Here is a 15903-nt window from a genome sequence, read left to right on the forward strand (position 1 = left end):
ATGACCCTCACCGCCGTTTCGGTCGACGAACGCCTGCGTCTCGCGAAGGACGCCGCCCGCCAGGTCGGGCTCCTCGACTCCGCGGCCAAGACCGCGATGCTGCGGGCGATCGCCGACGCGATCGACGCCGCGAGCGACGCGATCGTCGCGGCCAACGCCGATGATCTCGAGAGCGGTCGCGCCGCCGACATCGGCGACGCGTTGCTGGATCGCCTGCGGCTGGATGCCGGGCGGGTGGCGTCCCTCGCCGCCGCCGTCCGCGACGTCGCCGACCTGCCCGATCCGGTCGGCCGCGTGCTCGACCGCCGCACGCTCCCCAACGGTCTCGCGCTCGAGAAGGTCGCGGTGCCGTTCGGCGTCGTCGGGTCCATCTACGAAGCGCGCCCCAACGTCACCGTCGACATCGCGGCGCTCGCGCTGCGCTCGGGCAACGCGGTGGTCCTGCGCGGGGGTTCCGCCGCGCAGCACTCCAACGCCGCCCTGGTCGAGGTGATGCGCGGTGCGCTGAAGAGCCAGGGCGTCTCGCCCGAGGCGATCCAGACCGTCGACGACTTCGGCCGCGACGGCGCCCGGGCCCTCATGAACGCCCGGGGCCTGGTCGACGTCCTGGTCCCGCGCGGGAGCGCCGGGCTGATCGAGACCGTCGTGACGCAGTCGACCGTGCCGGTGATCGAGACGGGTGCCGGTGTCGTCCACGTCTACCTGGATGCCACGGCCCGAGCCGACTGGGCGCGCGACATCGTGTTGAACGCGAAGACGCAGCGTCCGAGCGTCTGCAACGCCGTCGAGACCGTCCTCGTCCACCGGGACGCCGCCGATCGACTGCTGCCCGAACTCCTGGGGTCGCTCGCCGCCGCCGGGGTGCGCGTGCACGGCGACGAGACGGCGGCCGGATACGACCCCCGCGTCGTCGCGGCCACCGAGGACGACTGGGCGACCGAGTACCTGAGCCTCGACCTGGCCGTCCGGGTCGTGGACGATCTGGACACCGCGCTCGAGCACATCCGTCGGTACTCCACGCACCACACCGAGTCGATCATCACCGACGACGACGCGGCCGCGGCCCGGTTCCTCGCCGAGGTCGACTCCGCCGTGGTCCTCGTGAACGCGTCCACGCGATTCACGGACGGCGGCGAGTTCGGCTTCGGCGCGGAGGTCGGGATCTCCACCCAGAAACTGCACGCGCGCGGCCCCATGGGTCTCGCCGAGCTCACGAGCACCAAGTGGCTCGGGCGCGGCGACGGCCAGGTCCGGGCCTGACCGCTAAAATGGCCCTGCGCGTCGCGCAGGAATCTCGAACGGAGCACTGATGACTATTGCCTCGCTGATCGCCCTCGCCGCTGAAGAGGGCGCCCACCACGGCGGCAACGCGCAGGCCGAGACGTGGTGGATCGGTGCCATCGCCCTCGCCGGGTTCATCACGCTGAGCCTCGTGACCCTGTCGTACCGCAACGTCTCGAACCGGCACGCGCACAAGGCGGAGGCCTACACCGCCAAGCACGGCACGCCCACCCCCGAGGCGCACGGCCACTGAGGCCCACTGTATGTCGGTGACACGCGCCCCTCGCATCGGGGTCATGGGTGGGACGTTCGATCCCATCCATCATGGTCACCTGGTCGCGGCCAGCGAGGTCGCTCAGTCGTTCGATCTCGATGAGGTCGTCTTCGTCCCCACGGGTCGACCATGGCAGAAAGCCGACGTCACCGAGAGCGAGCACCGCTATCTGATGACGGTCATCGCGACCGCCTCCAACCCGCAGTTCACCGTCAGTCGCGTCGACATCGATCGCGCCGGGCCGACCTACACGATCGACACGCTGCGCGATCTGAAGCGTGAACGTCCCGGCGCCGACCTGTTCTTCATCACCGGCGCCGACGCCGTGGCCCAGATCCTGGGGTGGCGCAATCATCAGGAGCTGTGGGACCTGGCTCACTTCGTCGCCGTCTCCCGACCCGGGCACGTGCTGACGACGGAGGGTCTCCCCACCGAAGACGTCAGCCAGCTCGAGATCCCGGCGCTGTCCATCTCGTCCACAGACTGCCGCGCCCGAGTGCGCCGAGGCCACCCCGTGTGGTACCTCGTGCCCGACGGTGTCGTGCAGTACATCGCGAAGCATCACCTCTACCGGAGCCCTGCATGAGCACATCCGAGAACCCCGAGACCCCGCCGCTGACGCGGCGTCAGCTGCGCGAACTCCGCAACACCGGCGCCACGCCGATCATCAACCCGCAGTTCGACGCCGACGACGCGGCCCCGGCCGAGGCGCCTGCGGCAGCGGATGCCACGGACGCGCCCGCCGCGGCAGTCGCCGCAGCCGAGGAGCCCGCCGCGGCGGAGGCGCCCGGCGCCACCCCCGAAGCCGCCGAGCCCGAGGCCGTTGCCGCCGAGCCCGAGGCGCCCTCCGCGGAGCCCGCGGCCGCGCAGGAGGCGCCCGCCAAGAAGGGCGGCATGTTCGGCGGACTCTTCGGCCGGGGCAAGGCCGAGGCAGCGCCGGTCGACGAGACTCCCGCTGTCGACGCGGAGCCGGCTCCCGTCCCCGTACCGCCGATCGTCCCGGCGTCATTCCCGCCCGCCGACGGTGGCGATCTCGGCGTGACCGGCCTCACCCGTCGTCAGGCGCGTGCCCAGGAGCGCATCCGCACCGCCTCGGTGCCCATCATCGCGCCCGACCACGAGCCGGGCGTGCCCGCGGTGCGCGAGGAGACGCCGGCCGCCGCCGCGTCGGCTGAGCCGGTGGAGACCGACGTCACGGCATCCGAGACCGGATCCGCGGATGCCGCGCTGGTCGAGGCCCCGGACACCACCGAGGACGCGTCGCCCGAGTCCGAGGCCGCCGAGGTCACGGAGGAACCGGCGGCCCCGCTCGAGCACGAGAGCCCGGCGGAGGCGCCGGCGATCTTCCGTCCCGCAGCTCCGGAGGAAGCGCCCGCCGCCGAGGCGGAGGCACCGCTCTCGACCGTGAACCCCGCCCTCGGTTCCGATCTGCTCAGCGGCCAGACTCCCGAGATCACGCTGCCGCCGTCCTTCGATCAGCTCATCTCGCGCGGAGGCGCGACCACGGGGTCGGTGTCGACGCCGAACGCGCTGATCCTGTCGCAGACGCCCGCGGGCGTCCCGCTCGTCGGTCCGGTCACGTCGACCGGTGAGGTGCTGATCACGGGCACGTTCGAACTCCCCGAGGGGCTCGGCTCCGCCGGCCACGCTCCCGGGACCACCGACGGCCGCGATATCGACGCCGTCCTCCTCGACGGCGAGCTTCCACCCGCGTCGTCGCCCACCCCGATCGCGGCCAGCGCCGCGATCAGCACCGTCAAGCAACCCGGTGAGATCATCCGCCCCCCGGCACCGGAGAAGGGCAGCAAGCTCGTCATCGGTCTCATCATCACCACCGGCGCTCTCGCCGTGGCGGTCGCCGTCGCGCTGGTCCTCGCCTTCACGACAGGAGTCTTCGGATGACAGCCAGCCCCAACGGCATCGAGATGGCGCGCATCGCCGCGATCGCCGCCGACTCGAAAGCGGGCGAAGACCTCGTCGCGCTCGACGTGTCCGAGCCGCTGCCGCTCGTCGACATCTTCCTCCTGGTCACGGGGCGCAACGAGCGCAACGTCGCCGCCATCGCCGACGAGGTGGAGGAGAAGCTCCTGGAAGCCGGTCACAAGCGGCTGCGCCGTGAGGGACGCCAGGAATCGCGCTGGGTGCTCCTCGACTTCGGTGACCTGGTGGTGCACGTCTTCCACGAGCAGGAGCGCGTCTACTACGGCCTCGAGCGCCTGTGGAAGGACTGCCCGGTCGTGCCGCTGGAGATCCCAGCTCCGGCTTCCGCCGACTGACGCTCATCGAAACGAAGCGCCGCTCCACGCGAGGAGCGGCGCTTCGGCGTTTCAGACCAGCGCGCCGGCCAGTTCCTCGCGCAGGATCGCCGCGCCCGCGCTCAGCGCGCTGAGCTTCGCCAGGGCGATGTCGCGGGGCAGCGGGGCCATGCCGCAGTTGGAGCTGGCGATGAGCTTGTCGGCATCCACGAAGTCCAGGGCGCGACGGAGAGTGTCGGCCACTTCCTCGGGGCGCTCGATCTCGTGCGAGGCCACGTCGATCGCACCGAGCATGATCTTCTTGCCGCGGATCAACTCGATGACCTCGATCGGGATGCGGGAGTTGTGCGACTCCAGCGAGACGATGTCGATGCTCGACTTCTGCAGCAGGGGGAAGGACTCCTCGTACTGCCGCCACTCCGGGCCGAGCGTTTCCTTCCAGTCGGTGTTCGCCTTGATGCCGTAGCCGTAGCAGATGTGCACGGCCGTCTCGGCGCGCAGACCCTCGACGGCGCGTTCGAGCGTCGCCATGCCCCAGTCGCGCACGTCATCGAAGAACACGTTGAAGGCGGGCTCGTCGAACTGGATGACGTCGACCCCGGCCGCCTCGAGCTCCTTGGCTTCCTGGTTCAGGATGCCGGCGAACTCCCACGCGAGCTTCTCGCGGCTCTTGTAGTAGCGGTCCGAGAGGGTGTCGATCATCGTCATCGGCCCGGGCAGCGCCCACTTGATCCGCTGGTCGGTCTGCGCGCGGAGGAAGGCGGCATCCGCCACGAAGACCGGCTCGGGACGCTCGACGGGCCCGACGACCGTGGGCACGCTCGCGTCGTACCGGTTGCGGATGCGGACCGTCTCACGGTTCTCGAAGTCGACGCCGCTGAGATGCTCGATGAAGGTCGTCACGAAGTGCTGGCGGGTCTGCTCGCCGTCGCTGACGATGTCGATGCCGCGCTGTCGCTGCTCGTGGACGGCGGCGCGCAGAGCGTCCTGCTGCCCCTCGACGAGGGCATCGCCCTCGAGCGCCCACGGCGACCAGAGCTTCTCGGGTTCGGCGAGCCACGAGGGTTTGGGCAGGCTGCCGACGACCGCGGTGGGGAGGAGTGCGTTCATGGGTGAGGGCTCCGACGGGTCAGTGGACGAGGGCGGGGGAGAGGCCGGCCCAGCGGGCGAGAAGCTCGCCGTGGGGCTTCACGAAGTGCTCCTCGGTGTACTTCCCCTGGGTGACCGCGAGACGCGAGCGCTCTTCGCGGTCATAGTCGACCCGCGTGCGCGAGAAGTCGCCGCTGTCCAGAGTCGGACGGAACACGTGTGCGGCGGCGGCGTTGGCGTTGTAGATCTCGGGGCGGTAGATCTTCTGGAACGTCTCCATCGTGCTGATCGTGCCGATGAGCTGCAGGTTCGAGTAGTCGTTGAGCAGGTCGCCGCGGAAGTAGAACGCGAGAGGAGCGACACTGCCGGCCGGCATGAAGTAGCGGACCTGCAGCCCCATCTTCCCGAAGTAGTCGTCGGTGAGCGAGTAGTCGTCCTGCGCGTACTCGACACCGAGGACGGGGTGATGGTTGTCGGTGCGCCGGTAGGTCTTGCTGGTGGAGACGCTGATGCAGATGACCGGCGACACCGTGAACCGCTCCCGGTACGCGGCGGACTCCAGGAAGTCCTGGAACAGCTTTCCGTGGAGCGCGCCGAAGTCGTCGGGGACGGTGAACGACCCGGCGGCGGCGCTGGCTGCGGGCAGCAGCACGCTGAAGTCGAAGTCACGCAGGTACGACGAGAAGTTGTTGCCCACGATCCCGTGGTGGCGGGCACCGGTCGTTCGGTCCACGATCACGAGGTCGAGCACCTCGAGGAGCGGGAACACCTGGTCGTCACCGGATGCCGCGAACTCCACGTCGACCGAGACGATGTCGAGCTCGAGGGTGTAGCGGTCGCCCTCCGGGTTGTCCCATCGTGCCAGGTCGTTGAACCGGCGGTCGATCATCGTCAGCGCGCTGCGCAGGTTCTCGCGGCGGTCGTCACCGCGGGCCAGGTTGGCGAAGTTCGTCGTGGCGCGCGAGCTTTCGGACGGCGAGTAGTCCTCGTCGAATCGGGTGGTCGAGATCCGGTAGGTGAAGTCGGTGGACATCGCCGAGGCTCCTCTCGCTCGTCGGCTCTCGCCGCGGTCATCGGTGGGACCATGGTGCTCGGTTGCGGCATCCATCGGGTAATCCGTCTGGACTATCCGCTCATATAGTCTTTCCCTATGGCCCGTCGTTCCAGCGGTGTGACGCTGCAGCAGCTCCAGTCCTTCATCGAGGTCGCCGCGGAGGGCTCCATCTCCGCCGCAGCCGACCTGCTCTACGTATCGCAGCCCACGATGTCGGCCGCGATGAAGGATCTGGAGACGAAGGTGGGTCGCTCGTTGCTCATCCGGTCGGCGCGCGGCATCGCGCTGACGACCGACGGTGTGGAATTCCTCGGATACGCGCGCCAGGTCGTGGAGCAGGTCGCCCTCCTCGAGCAGCGGTACCTGGGCGACCCGGCGTCCCGGCGCCTTCTGGGAGTGTCGGCGCAGCACTACTCGTTCGTCGTCGACGCGTTCGTCCGCATGGTCAAGGCCAGCGGGGCGGCACGATACGAGTTCTCCCTCCGGGAGACGCGGACGTGGGACATCATCGAAGACGTCCGGACGCTGCGCAGCGAACTCGGCATCCTGTACCGCAACGACTTCAACCGCGACGTCATCGACAAGCTCCTGCGCGACTCGGGGCTCACGTTCCATCCGCTGTTCCTCGCCGATCCTCACATCTTCGTCTCGCGGAAGAACCCCCTCGCCGCGCGCGAGCGCGTGACGCTCGACGATCTCTCCGGCCTGCCGCGCCTCACGTTCGACCAGGGCAACAACAACTCGTTCTACTTCGCCGAGGAGATCCTCTCGACCCTGTCCAGCGAGCAGGAGATCCGCGTGTCCGACCGCGCGACCATCTTCAACCTCATGATCGGCCTCGAGGGATACACGATTTCGACCGGGATCATCAGCGACGACCTCGATCCCGAGATCGTCGCGGTGCCGCTCGACGTGGACGAACGCATCGAGATCGGGTGGATCGCCCACTCCGCGATCCCGCTCACCGAACAGGCGCAGCGCTACCTCGACGAGGTGCGAGCCGTCGTGCGGGAGTTCGACGTCGTGGTGCTGGGGTAGGTCGGAAACGGGCATACGGTCGTGGACGACCCGCGCCCGGAGTGGGAGTTCACGCAGGATTCGGAGCAGCAGGCACGTCGGAGGGCTAGGTTGTCACAACGACACCCACGGAGTGATCCGGCGAGTTCATGAACGGAGAGGGATATGCGAACGAGTACGCGGATTGCCACACTCGCCGCCGGATCGGGTCTCGTGCTCGCGTGCACGGCCTGCTCACCGGAGGCGGCCGTCTACGGCTCCGACGGGGCTGCCGTGAGAGCCGTCAGCAATGACGTCATCGCGGAGGTCACCACCTCCGGGCAGTACGGAAGGGTATGCGCGGACGCTTCGGTGGACCTCGGGGATCCGACCTCGTGGGACGGCTTGTCGGCCGGCGAGCCGGAGAAGTTCGACGGTGAGCAGTGGGAGGAATATGCCGACCTCTCCCCGACATGGTTCATCAACGTCTCACAGTCGCGGCCTGACGAGGGGGCCAGTGGTCGAGAAGTACCTGCGGTTCTCTTCTTCCGCGGCGAGGCCGACGATCTTTGTATCGCGGGCGTGGCCTTCGGGACACGCGTCACGTCGTGACCGCTTCTCTGCGAGACGAACGACACCCCCGTCCGCACGCGGGCGTCGTTCGGCGTTTCGACCCATTCCGTGACGGTGGACGTGGCGATCGCGTGTTCGGACTCCGAATACTGCAAGGCGCCCGGAAACGCAGAATGCCCCGCGAGATCACTCGCGGGGCATTCGATTCGGTGGACCTGAGGGGACTCGAACCCCTGACCCCCTGCATGCCATGCAGGTGCGCTACCAGCTGCGCCACAGGCCCGTTTTCTGTTTTCGCCCCGTTCGAGGCAACTCCATGAGCTTACTACACGGATTCCAGGCGCAGGAAATCGGCTCCACCGGGCGTGTCGTCGCCCTCCGTGACCGCGGCGACGAGCGCTGTCCGCAGCGCCTGCGAACGCTCGCTCAGGGCGCGCTGACGGGCGACGTACTGCGCTTTGCCTTCCGGGGTCTCGATCGCGACGGGGGAGTAGCCCCAGTCGGCGAGGTCGTAGGGCGACGCCTCCATGTCGAGCGTGCGGATGTCGCGTGCCATCTCGAACGCGTCGAGCAGGATCTCGCCGGGCACGAGCGGGCCGAGCTTCACCGCCCACTTGTAGACGTCCATGCCGGCGTGCAGACATCCGGGCTGCTCGACGTCGATCTGCCCCTCGCGGGCGAGCGGGGTCCGGTTGCGCGGAACCGCCTCGGGCGTGAAGAACCGGAACGCGTCGAAGTGGGTGCACTTGAGATCGTGCGCCTCGACCACGGCGTTCGTGCCGTCGCGCCCGAGACGCAACGGCACCGCGTGGCGCACCTCGTCGGCGCGGTAGGCCATGGCCCACTCGTGCAGCCCGAAGCACCCGAACTGAGCCGGGCGGGCGGCGGTGGCCCGCAGCAGGTTCACCACGCCGCGGTACAGCGAACCGCGGTCGCGACGGAACGCCTCGGCATCCACCTCCGTCCCCTCCGGCGCGACCCGGTACCAGCGCCAGGACGCGCGCTCGTCGGCCTCGGCCAGCACGATGCCGGGACCGGGATGCCACCGTCGAAGGATCGCCGGCTTGTACGAGTAGTACGTGAAGAGGAAGTCTTCGACCGGATGCTTCTGCCCCCGGGACGCGCGGGCGCGGTGAGCGGCCGTCAGCGCGTCGGCGCGTTCGGCGTGCGCGTCCGCCCGCGCGGTCCACTCCGCGCGCGGAAGCACGTCCGTCTCGAGGAGCGTCGTCATTCGACCGGCTCGATGAGGTCGGGGCTGTCGTTGCGGACGTTCCCGACCGCGGACGACACGACATGGTCGTCGAGCGTCTCAGCGACGTCGGGGGCGGCGTCGACCGCGGCATCCAGGATGTCGCCGACGTTCTCGGTCGTCGGGTCGAGCCAGAAGTCGGCGAAGTCGGGGTCCATGAACAGCGGCATCCGGTCGTGGATCGACCCGAGGCGGCCGATCGCGTCGCGCGTGAGGATCGTGCAGCTGAGGACCCAGCGAGTCGGGTCGTCTTCCGCCTTGGCGGGATCCTTCCACCACTCGTAGAGCCCGGCGAAGAACAGCGGCGAGCCGTCGGCGGGATGGATGTAGTGCGGGGTCTTGCCCGCCTCGGTGGTCTTCCACTCGTAATAGCCGGAGGCGGGGATCACCGCGCGACGCTTGATCAGGGCGTTGCGGAACATCGGCTTGTCTTCGATCTCTTCCGACCGCGCGTTGAACGCCCGCGCGCCGATCTTGACGTCTTTCGCCCAGCCGGGGACGAGCCCCCACCGTGCGACCTCGAGGCGCCGCACGGGCGGCTCGGTCTTCACCGAGTCGAGCACGATAGCCACGGATGCCGTGGGCGCGATGTTGTACGACGGCGGCGGCAGCTCATCGGTCTCGACGTCGACGCGCAGCACCCCCACGAGCTCGGATGCCACATTGGCCACGACGAATCGACCGCACATGCCTCCACCGTACGCGGGGGTTCCGACATCGGCGGCGGTGCGGGTGGGGTTGCGGCCGGCGCGGATCGCCCGGCCGAGCCGTCCGGCGGCGCGGTCTGTGCCCTGAGACAGCACGCGCCTGACATCTCCGTTGCAGGCTGCAGTGGGTTCGTCAGCCAGGTGCAGTCTCGCGGCCGCGGCCGCGGCGGCGTCAGGCGTCGCCGGCGATGACGCCCACGTCCTCGAGCCGCTCGAGGAGTCCGGCGCCGTCGGATTCCGAGACCCACGGCACGTCGGCGGCCGAGTGGTCGTCGACGGCTGTGCGACCACCGGCGAGCACCGCCTCGGCGGGGAGCAGGCGCCGGATGGCGACGGCGGCCACGCTCTCGGGGTGTTCGATCGCGAACTGCGTGTAGATCGCGTCGTCGTGCTGTCCGTCGTCGCCGACCAGGAGCCACTTCACGTTCGGGAACTCGGTGGCCAGTCGCCGGAGGTTGCCCTCCTTGTGGTCGCGGCCGCTGCGAAACCACCGGTCGTGCGTCGGCCCCCAGTCGGTCAGCAGGAATGCGCCCGCGGGGAAGAGGTGGCGGCGCATGAAGCGCGTGAGCGTCGGCGCGACGTTCCACGCGCCCGTGGAGAGGTAGATCACGGGGGCGCCGGGGTGCTCACGCGAGAGCCGCTCGAGCATCACGGCCATGCCGGGGACGGGCTGGCGGGCGTGCTCGTCGACGACGAAAGAGTTCCAGGCGGCGAGCAGCGGACGGGGGAGCGCCGTGACCATGACGGTGTCGTCGACGTCGCTGACGACGCCGAAACGCACGTCCGAGCCGACGACGAACACCCGGGTCTCGGTCGGTTCGCTGCCCTCGACCGTCATCGTCACGGTCTGCCATCCGGGAGGAAGCGACGCGGGGAGCTTCGCGTCGATGACGCCGCCGCGATCGGCGACGACCTCGTGCGCGACCCCCTCGATCGTCACCGTGACCTGGGCGTACCCGACCGGGACCGCCGCGAAGCTGCGCCATCCCCTCAGGCTCGCGAAGTCGCCGGTGGACGTGCGCTTGACCGGGGGAGCGATGAGGACGCGGCCCAGGACGCGAACCCACTCCTCGGTCCCGTATCCCGGGAAACCGGTGACGGAGGGGCGGAGACCGCGAGCCCGCGCGCGACGCTCGCGCCAGGCATGGAAGCGGTACTCCAGACGGGCGAACCAGAGCACTTTGGCGCGAGGGGAGCGAGGCATCCCGCTCAGTCTTTCACGTCGTCGCCCGCCGGTTCGAGGGAGTCGTGCTCTTCGGCGAGATGCCGGCGCTCGATGCGCTCCAACACCTTCTTGCCGATGTAGACCAGGAGGAGGAAGACGACGATGATCCCGACGAAGACGTACCCGGCGTAGTGGATGCGGTCGGCGAGTTCGCGATAGGTACCCGCGGCCGTGGCGGCGACGGTGATGTAGAGGCCGGCCCAGACGATGCACGCGGGCGCCGTCCACGCCAGGAAACGTCGGTAGCGGTAGCCGCTCATGCCGACCGTCAGCGGCACGAGGGAATGCAGCACGGGGAGGAAGCGTGACAGGAAGATGGCGGGGCCCCCGCGACGGCGGAGGTACCGGTCGGCACGCTCCCAGTTGCGGTCGCCGAGCTTCTGCCCCAGACGGGAGGCGCGGATGCGCGGACCGAAGTAGCGTCCCAGCCAGAAGCCGAGGCTCTCGCCGGCGAGCGACCCGATCACGACGGCCACCCCGAGCAGGATCCCCTCCAGCGGTGACGCGATCGCCGTGCCCGCGACGATGACGACGGTGTCGCCGGGGACCACGAGACCGACCAGCACGCTGGTCTCCAGCATCATCGCGACTCCGGCGACGAGCGTGCGCACCACGGGGTCGACGTTCTGGACGACGTCGAGCAGCCACGTGAGGATCTCGTTCACCTCGCTCAGCCTACGGGCGTCCGCGCGGCCTAGCCTGGGAGCGTGCCGCGTTCTGTCTCCCCGGTCGCCCTGCCGCGGTGGCGCGACCCCGACGACGTCTTCTCCACCCTGTTCGCCACCGCACCGCACGCGTTCTGGCTCGACGCGGGCCCCGACGCGTCATCGGGCTGGAGCTACCTCGGCACCGGGCATCCCGTCCCCGGCGCAGAGCCTTTGGCGGTGGATGCCACGGCCCACGAGGACCACGAGGGTCCCGCCTTCCGCGGCGGCTGGGTGGGCTGGATCTCGTACGAGGGCGTCCCCGCGTGGCTCCGCGTCGAGGAGTGGCTCGCGTTCGACCACGCCGCGCGCCGTGTCTGGGCGTTCTCGGCGGCAGGTTCCGCGGAAGAACTCGCGCACACCGCGGACGGCGCCGGGATCGCTCCGGCCGTCCCGGAGGCGGAACACCGGGGCGCGGCATCCGCGCGCCACACACCCGAGGAGTACGCGGATCTCATCGCGGCCTGCCGGGAGCGCATCGCCGACGGCGACGCCTACCAGCTGTGCCTCACCACCCGCTTCCGGCTGTCGGGGACCGCCGACGCCCTCGCCGCGTTCCGCCGCCTGCGACGGCAGGCGTCGTCGCACCACGGCGGGTTCGTCCGGCAGGGCGACACGGCGCTCGTGAGCGCGTCACCCGAGAGGTTCCTCGAGGTGCGCTGTGGCCGCGTCCACACCCATCCGATCAAGGGCACGCGCCCGCGGCATCCGGACCCCGCTCACGACCGCGCCCTCGCCGACGACCTTCGGACGGATGCCAAGGAGCGCGCCGAGAACGTCATGATCGTCGACCTCATGCGCAACGACCTGTCGCGGGTGTGCGAGCCGTCGTCGGTGGGCGTCGACCGGCTGCTCGAGGTCGAGACGTACCCCACGGTGCATCAGCTGGTCAGCGAGGTCTCGGGCACCCTCCGCCCCGGGACGACGATCGGCGACCTCGTGGCCGCGACGTTCCCGGCCGGGAGCATGACGGGTGCCCCGAAGGCGTCGGCGATGGAGATCCTCGCGGGCCTCGAGGGCGCCCCGCGCGGGGTCTACTCCGGCGCGTTCGGGTGGATCGGCGACGACGGCGCGGCCGACCTCGCGATGGTCATCCGCAGCATCGTCTTCGAGCCGGATGCCACCTGGGTCGGCGCCGGCGGAGGGATCACGTGGCGGTCGGTCGCGGCATCCGAGGTCGCCGAAGTGGGGATCAAGGCGCGGGCTCCGCTCGCCGCCGTCGGCGCGGTCGTCCCGCCCGGATGGTGAGCGCCCGCCGGCGCCGGAAGGCGTGTCGCGGGGTCCGGTAGCCTGGACGTTGGCCCTTGTGGTCTCCCGACTTTCACGATTGGTCTCACCCGTGTCACAGAACGTTCCTTCCGTGCCGTCCGTCGACGGAGGCTTCGACCCCCATGCGATCCAGGCGAAGTGGCAGCAGGCGTGGGCCGAGAAGGACCCGTTCCGCGCCGGTGGCGACGGCGACACACGTCCGCGCAAGTACGTGCTCGCGATGTTCCCCTACCCCTCGGGCGACCTCCACATGGGGCACGCCGAGAACTACCTCTACTCCGACATCGTCGCGCGCTTCTGGCGCCACCGCGGCTACAACGTGCTCAACCCCATCGGGTGGGACTCGTTCGGCCTGCCCGCCGAGAACGCGGCCATCAAGCGCGGGGCCGACCCCGTCGAGTGGACGTACGCGAACATCGCGCAGCAGAAGGAGAGCCTGAAGGACTACGGCGTCTCCTTCGACTGGAGCCGGGTGCTCCACACGAGCGACCCCGAGTACTACCGCTGGAACCAGTGGCTGTTCCAGAAGCTGTACGAGAAGGGCCTCGCGTACCGCAAGGACGCGCTGGTGAACTGGGACCCGGTCGACCAGACGGTGCTCGCCAACGAGCAGGTGCTGCCCGACGGCACGAGCGAGCGCAGCGGCGCGGTCGTGGTGAAGAAGAAGCTGACCCAGTGGTTCCTGCGGATCACCGACTACGCCGACCGGCTGCTCGACGACCTGAACCAGCTCGAGGGGTTCTGGCCGCAGAAGGTCATCCAGATGCAGCGCAACTGGATCGGTCGCTCCATCGGCGCGGACATCACCTTCGAGATCGAGGGCCGCGCCGAGAAGATCACGGTGTTCTCCACTCGTCCCGACACCCTCCACGGCGCGACGTTCTTCGTCGTGGCGCCCGAATCCGACCTCGCGGCCGAGCTCGCGGCATCCGCCGACATCGAGGTGCGGCAGAAGTTCCAGGCGTACCTGCAGGAGGTGCAGCGCGCGACCGACATCGAGCGGCAGGCCACCGACCGTCCGAAGACCGGTGTGTTCCTCGGCCACTACGCGATCAACCCGATCAACGGCGAGAAGCTGCCGATCTGGGCCGCCGACTACGTACTGGCCGACTACGGTCACGGAGCCGTCATGGCCGTGCCCGCGCACGACCAGCGCGACCTCGACTTCGCCCGCGCGTTCGACCTGCCCGTCAAGGTCGTCGTCGACACGAACGCCCCGGTCACGGGTGCGATCCCGGTCATCGAGCTCGACGAGGACGGCGTGCCGATCGACCCGCTGGGCGACGTCGACGACCTCGACCCCGCGAAGACCGGTGTCGCGCTGACCGGGGACGGTCGCATGATCAACTCCGGGTCGCTGAACGGCCTGTCCAAGCGCAACGCGATCGCGCGCATGATCGAGGAGCTCGAGGCGAACGGCGTGGGCCGCGCCGCCAAGACCTACCGTCTGCGCGACTGGCTCATCTCGCGTCAGCGCTACTGGGGCACGCCGATCCCGATGCTGCACGCCGAGGACGGCACCATCGTGCCCGTGCCCGCGGACGAGCTGCCCGTCGTGCTGCCGTCGGTCGAGGGCCTCGACCTCAAGCCCAAGGGCTCGTCGCCGCTGGGCGCCGCCACCGACTGGGTGGAGGTCACCGACCCCGAGACCGGCCAGAAGATGCTGCGTGACCCCGACACGATGGACACGTTCGTCGACAGCTCGTGGTACTTCCTGCGCTTCCTGTCGCCCAACGACCCCAACGAGGCGTTCTCGCTGCCCGAGGCCCGCAAGTGGGGTCCGGTCGACTTCTACATCGGCGGTGTCGAGCACGCGATCCTGCACCTGCTGTACGCGCGCTTCATCACGAAGGCGCTGTTCGACATGGGCCTGGTGGAGTTCACCGAGCCGTTCTCGAGCCTGATCAACCAGGGCATGGTGATCCTCGACGGCGCGAAGATGTCCAAGAGCAAGGGCAACCTGGTGCTTTTCCAGGAGGAGCTCGACGCCCACGGCGCCGACGCGCTGCGCGTCGCCCTGGCCTTCGCCGGCCCGGTGGAGGACGACAAGGACTGGAACGACGTCTCCACCACGGGGGCGGCGAAGTTCCTCGCGCGCGCCCTGCGCATCGCGCACGACGTCGACAGCGAGACCGACGTGGTGTGGGCCGAGGGCGATCAGGCTCTCCGCCGTGTCACGCATCGCCTGCTGGCCGAGGCGCCGAACCTCATCGAGCAGACGAAGTTCAACGTCGTCGTCGCGCGCCTCATGGAGCTCGTCAACGCCACCCGCAAGGCGATCGACGGCTCCGCCGGCACGAGCGACCCCGCCGTCCGCGAAGCGGCGGAGGTCATCGCGATGACCCTCGACCTGTTCGCCCCGCACACCGCGGAGGAGATGTGGCAGACGCTCGGCTACGACGGGTTCGTCGGCCTGCAGACCTGGCGTCAGGCCGACCCGACGCTGCTCGTGGAAGACACCGTGACGGCGGTCGTGCAGATCGACGGCAAGGTGCGCGGCACGCTCGAGGTCTCGGCCAAGATCGGCGCCGACGCGCTGGAGGCCGCCGCCCGCGCCGACGAGAAGGTGCGGCGGGCACTGGGCGACCGTGAGATCGTGCGTGCGGTCGTGCGTCCGCCCAAGGTGGTCAGCTTCTCGACGAAGTAGTTCGTCGTTCCGGATGCCACGTCCCCTGACGCTCTGCGGAGCGCGGGGGCGTGGCATCCGTCGTTCAGGAACGCGCCAGGGCGTACTCGGTACCGGAGCGCGTGCGCTCGATCAGGCCCTCGTCGACCAGGTACCGGCGGATCGCGGCGACGTCGTCGACGATGTCGGCGAGCCGGTCGTTGATCTGGCGCTCGGTGAGGCGTTCGCCGTCGGCGAGGACCCGGGATGCCACGGCGGCGAGGACTTCGCGTCGGTCGCCGGCCCGTGAGGGGTAGTCCGTGAGGCGGCCGTCGGTGAAGAACCGGTCGACGCCGGTCGGGCGTGCGGCACGGGGTGCGGCTTTCAGGGCGTCGGCGAAGACCGCCGGCGAGGCGGAGTAGCCCTCGGGCGTCTCGGTGAGGAGCCCGGCCGAGGTGAGCGCCGAGACGACCCGGCGGGCGCGCGCGGGCGTCAGCGCGTCGAGGGTGGGGGTGGCAGACTCACCGAGGACAACGCGGGCGTACACCTCGCGGGCGGAGTCGTCGGCCAGCGCGGCGAGAATGGCGCGCCAGGCGTTCTCGTTCATCCCTCCAGGCTAGGC

The 15903-nt window shown here is 69.8% G+C and carries 16 protein-coding genes and 1 tRNA gene; 9 read left to right on the forward strand and 8 right to left on the reverse strand.

The annotated features are described in order from the left end of the window. From QM517_RS03935 to rsfS, 5 genes are read left to right on the forward strand one after another with little or no spacing between them, the layout of a single operon-like run. Complete coding sequence (locus tag QM517_RS03935; protein ID WP_283285355.1) at positions 1-1260, forward strand: glutamate-5-semialdehyde dehydrogenase; 1260 nt, start codon at positions 1-3, stop codon at positions 1258-1260. 49 nt (positions 1261-1309) lie between these two features. Then, positions 1310-1534: a hypothetical protein gene (locus tag QM517_RS03940; RefSeq protein WP_077051551.1), complete on the forward strand. Its 225-nt coding sequence runs from the start codon at positions 1310-1312 to the stop codon at positions 1532-1534. A gap of 10 nt (positions 1535-1544) precedes the next feature. Further along, on the forward strand, positions 1545-2141 hold the full coding sequence (gene nadD, locus QM517_RS03945) for a nicotinate-nucleotide adenylyltransferase (protein ID WP_076490350.1): 597 nt from the start codon (positions 1545-1547) through the stop codon (positions 2139-2141). Continuing rightward, positions 2138-3457 carry a hypothetical protein gene (locus QM517_RS03950; RefSeq protein ID WP_283285356.1) on the forward strand — a complete coding sequence of 440 codons (1320 nt, stop codon included), beginning with the start codon at positions 2138-2140 and terminating at the stop codon, positions 3455-3457. The genes nadD and QM517_RS03950 overlap by 4 nt, the downstream gene beginning before the upstream one ends. Continuing rightward, positions 3454-3831 carry a ribosome silencing factor gene (gene rsfS / locus QM517_RS03955; protein WP_077051549.1) on the forward strand — a complete coding sequence of 126 codons (378 nt, stop codon included), beginning with the start codon at positions 3454-3456 and terminating at the stop codon, positions 3829-3831. The genes QM517_RS03950 and rsfS overlap by 4 nt, the downstream gene beginning before the upstream one ends. A gap of 51 nt (positions 3832-3882) precedes the next feature. On the opposite strand, the gene QM517_RS03960 is transcribed toward rsfS, so the two are convergent. After that, positions 3883-4920 carry a methionine synthase gene (locus tag QM517_RS03960; protein ID WP_283285357.1) on the reverse strand — a complete coding sequence of 346 codons (1038 nt, stop codon included), beginning with the start codon at positions 4918-4920 and terminating at the stop codon, positions 3883-3885. Between the two features lie 19 nt (positions 4921-4939). Next, positions 4940-5932 (reverse strand): putative oxygenase MesX, encoded by a 993-nt coding sequence (locus QM517_RS03965; protein WP_283285358.1) that lies wholly within the window; start codon positions 5930-5932, stop codon positions 4940-4942. Positions 5933-6049: 117 nt separating this feature from the next. Between QM517_RS03965 and QM517_RS03970 the strand changes: the two genes are divergently transcribed. Both QM517_RS03970 and QM517_RS03975 read left to right on the forward strand, forming a co-directional pair. Beyond that, on the forward strand, positions 6050-6991 hold the full coding sequence (locus QM517_RS03970; RefSeq protein ID WP_283285359.1) for a LysR family transcriptional regulator: 942 nt from the start codon (positions 6050-6052) through the stop codon (positions 6989-6991). A gap of 144 nt (positions 6992-7135) precedes the next feature. Further along, positions 7136-7561 carry a hypothetical protein gene (locus QM517_RS03975; RefSeq protein WP_283285360.1) on the forward strand — a complete coding sequence of 142 codons (426 nt, stop codon included), beginning with the start codon at positions 7136-7138 and terminating at the stop codon, positions 7559-7561. A 171-nt stretch (positions 7562-7732) separates the two neighbouring features. Here QM517_RS03975 and QM517_RS03980 read toward each other — a convergent pair. The 5 genes from QM517_RS03980 to QM517_RS04000 all read right to left on the reverse strand — a co-directional run bounded on the left by QM517_RS03980 (position 7733) and on the right by QM517_RS04000 (position 11368). Further along, positions 7733-7805: transfer RNA gene (locus tag QM517_RS03980), tRNA-Ala, on the reverse strand. A 42-nt stretch (positions 7806-7847) separates the two neighbouring features. Further along, positions 7848-8753: a 3-methyladenine DNA glycosylase gene (locus QM517_RS03985; RefSeq protein ID WP_283285361.1), complete on the reverse strand. Its 906-nt coding sequence runs from the start codon at positions 8751-8753 to the stop codon at positions 7848-7850. Next, entirely contained in the window at positions 8750-9460 is a 711-nt protein-coding gene (locus QM517_RS03990; RefSeq protein WP_077052631.1) for an SOS response-associated peptidase, read from the reverse strand. Before QM517_RS03990 ends, QM517_RS03985 begins: the two co-directional genes overlap by 4 nt. Positions 9461-9650: 190 nt before the next feature. Beyond that, on the reverse strand, positions 9651-10682 hold the full coding sequence (locus QM517_RS03995) for an App1 family protein (RefSeq protein WP_283285363.1): 1032 nt from the start codon (positions 10680-10682) through the stop codon (positions 9651-9653). A gap of 5 nt (positions 10683-10687) precedes the next feature. Then, positions 10688-11368 carry a DedA family protein gene (locus QM517_RS04000; RefSeq protein WP_077051542.1) on the reverse strand — a complete coding sequence of 227 codons (681 nt, stop codon included), beginning with the start codon at positions 11366-11368 and terminating at the stop codon, positions 10688-10690. 42 nt (positions 11369-11410) lie between these two features. Between QM517_RS04000 and pabB the strand changes: the two genes are divergently transcribed. After that, on the forward strand, positions 11411-12655 hold the full coding sequence (pabB, locus tag QM517_RS04005; protein ID WP_283285364.1) for an aminodeoxychorismate synthase component I: 1245 nt from the start codon (positions 11411-11413) through the stop codon (positions 12653-12655). 91 nt (positions 12656-12746) lie between these two features. Then, on the forward strand, positions 12747-15323 hold the full coding sequence (gene leuS / locus QM517_RS04010; protein WP_374114653.1) for a leucine--tRNA ligase: 2577 nt from the start codon (positions 12747-12749) through the stop codon (positions 15321-15323). Positions 15324-15387: 64 nt separating this feature from the next. Here leuS and QM517_RS04015 read toward each other — a convergent pair whose 3' ends face one another. Beyond that, positions 15388-15888 carry a DUF2087 domain-containing protein gene (locus tag QM517_RS04015; RefSeq protein WP_283285366.1) on the reverse strand — a complete coding sequence of 167 codons (501 nt, stop codon included), beginning with the start codon at positions 15886-15888 and terminating at the stop codon, positions 15388-15390. Positions 15889-15903 lie beyond the last annotated feature (15 nt).

This window comes from Microbacterium sp. IEGM 1404 (assembly GCF_030056775.1).
GTDB lineage: Bacteria > Actinomycetota > Actinomycetes > Actinomycetales > Microbacteriaceae > Microbacterium.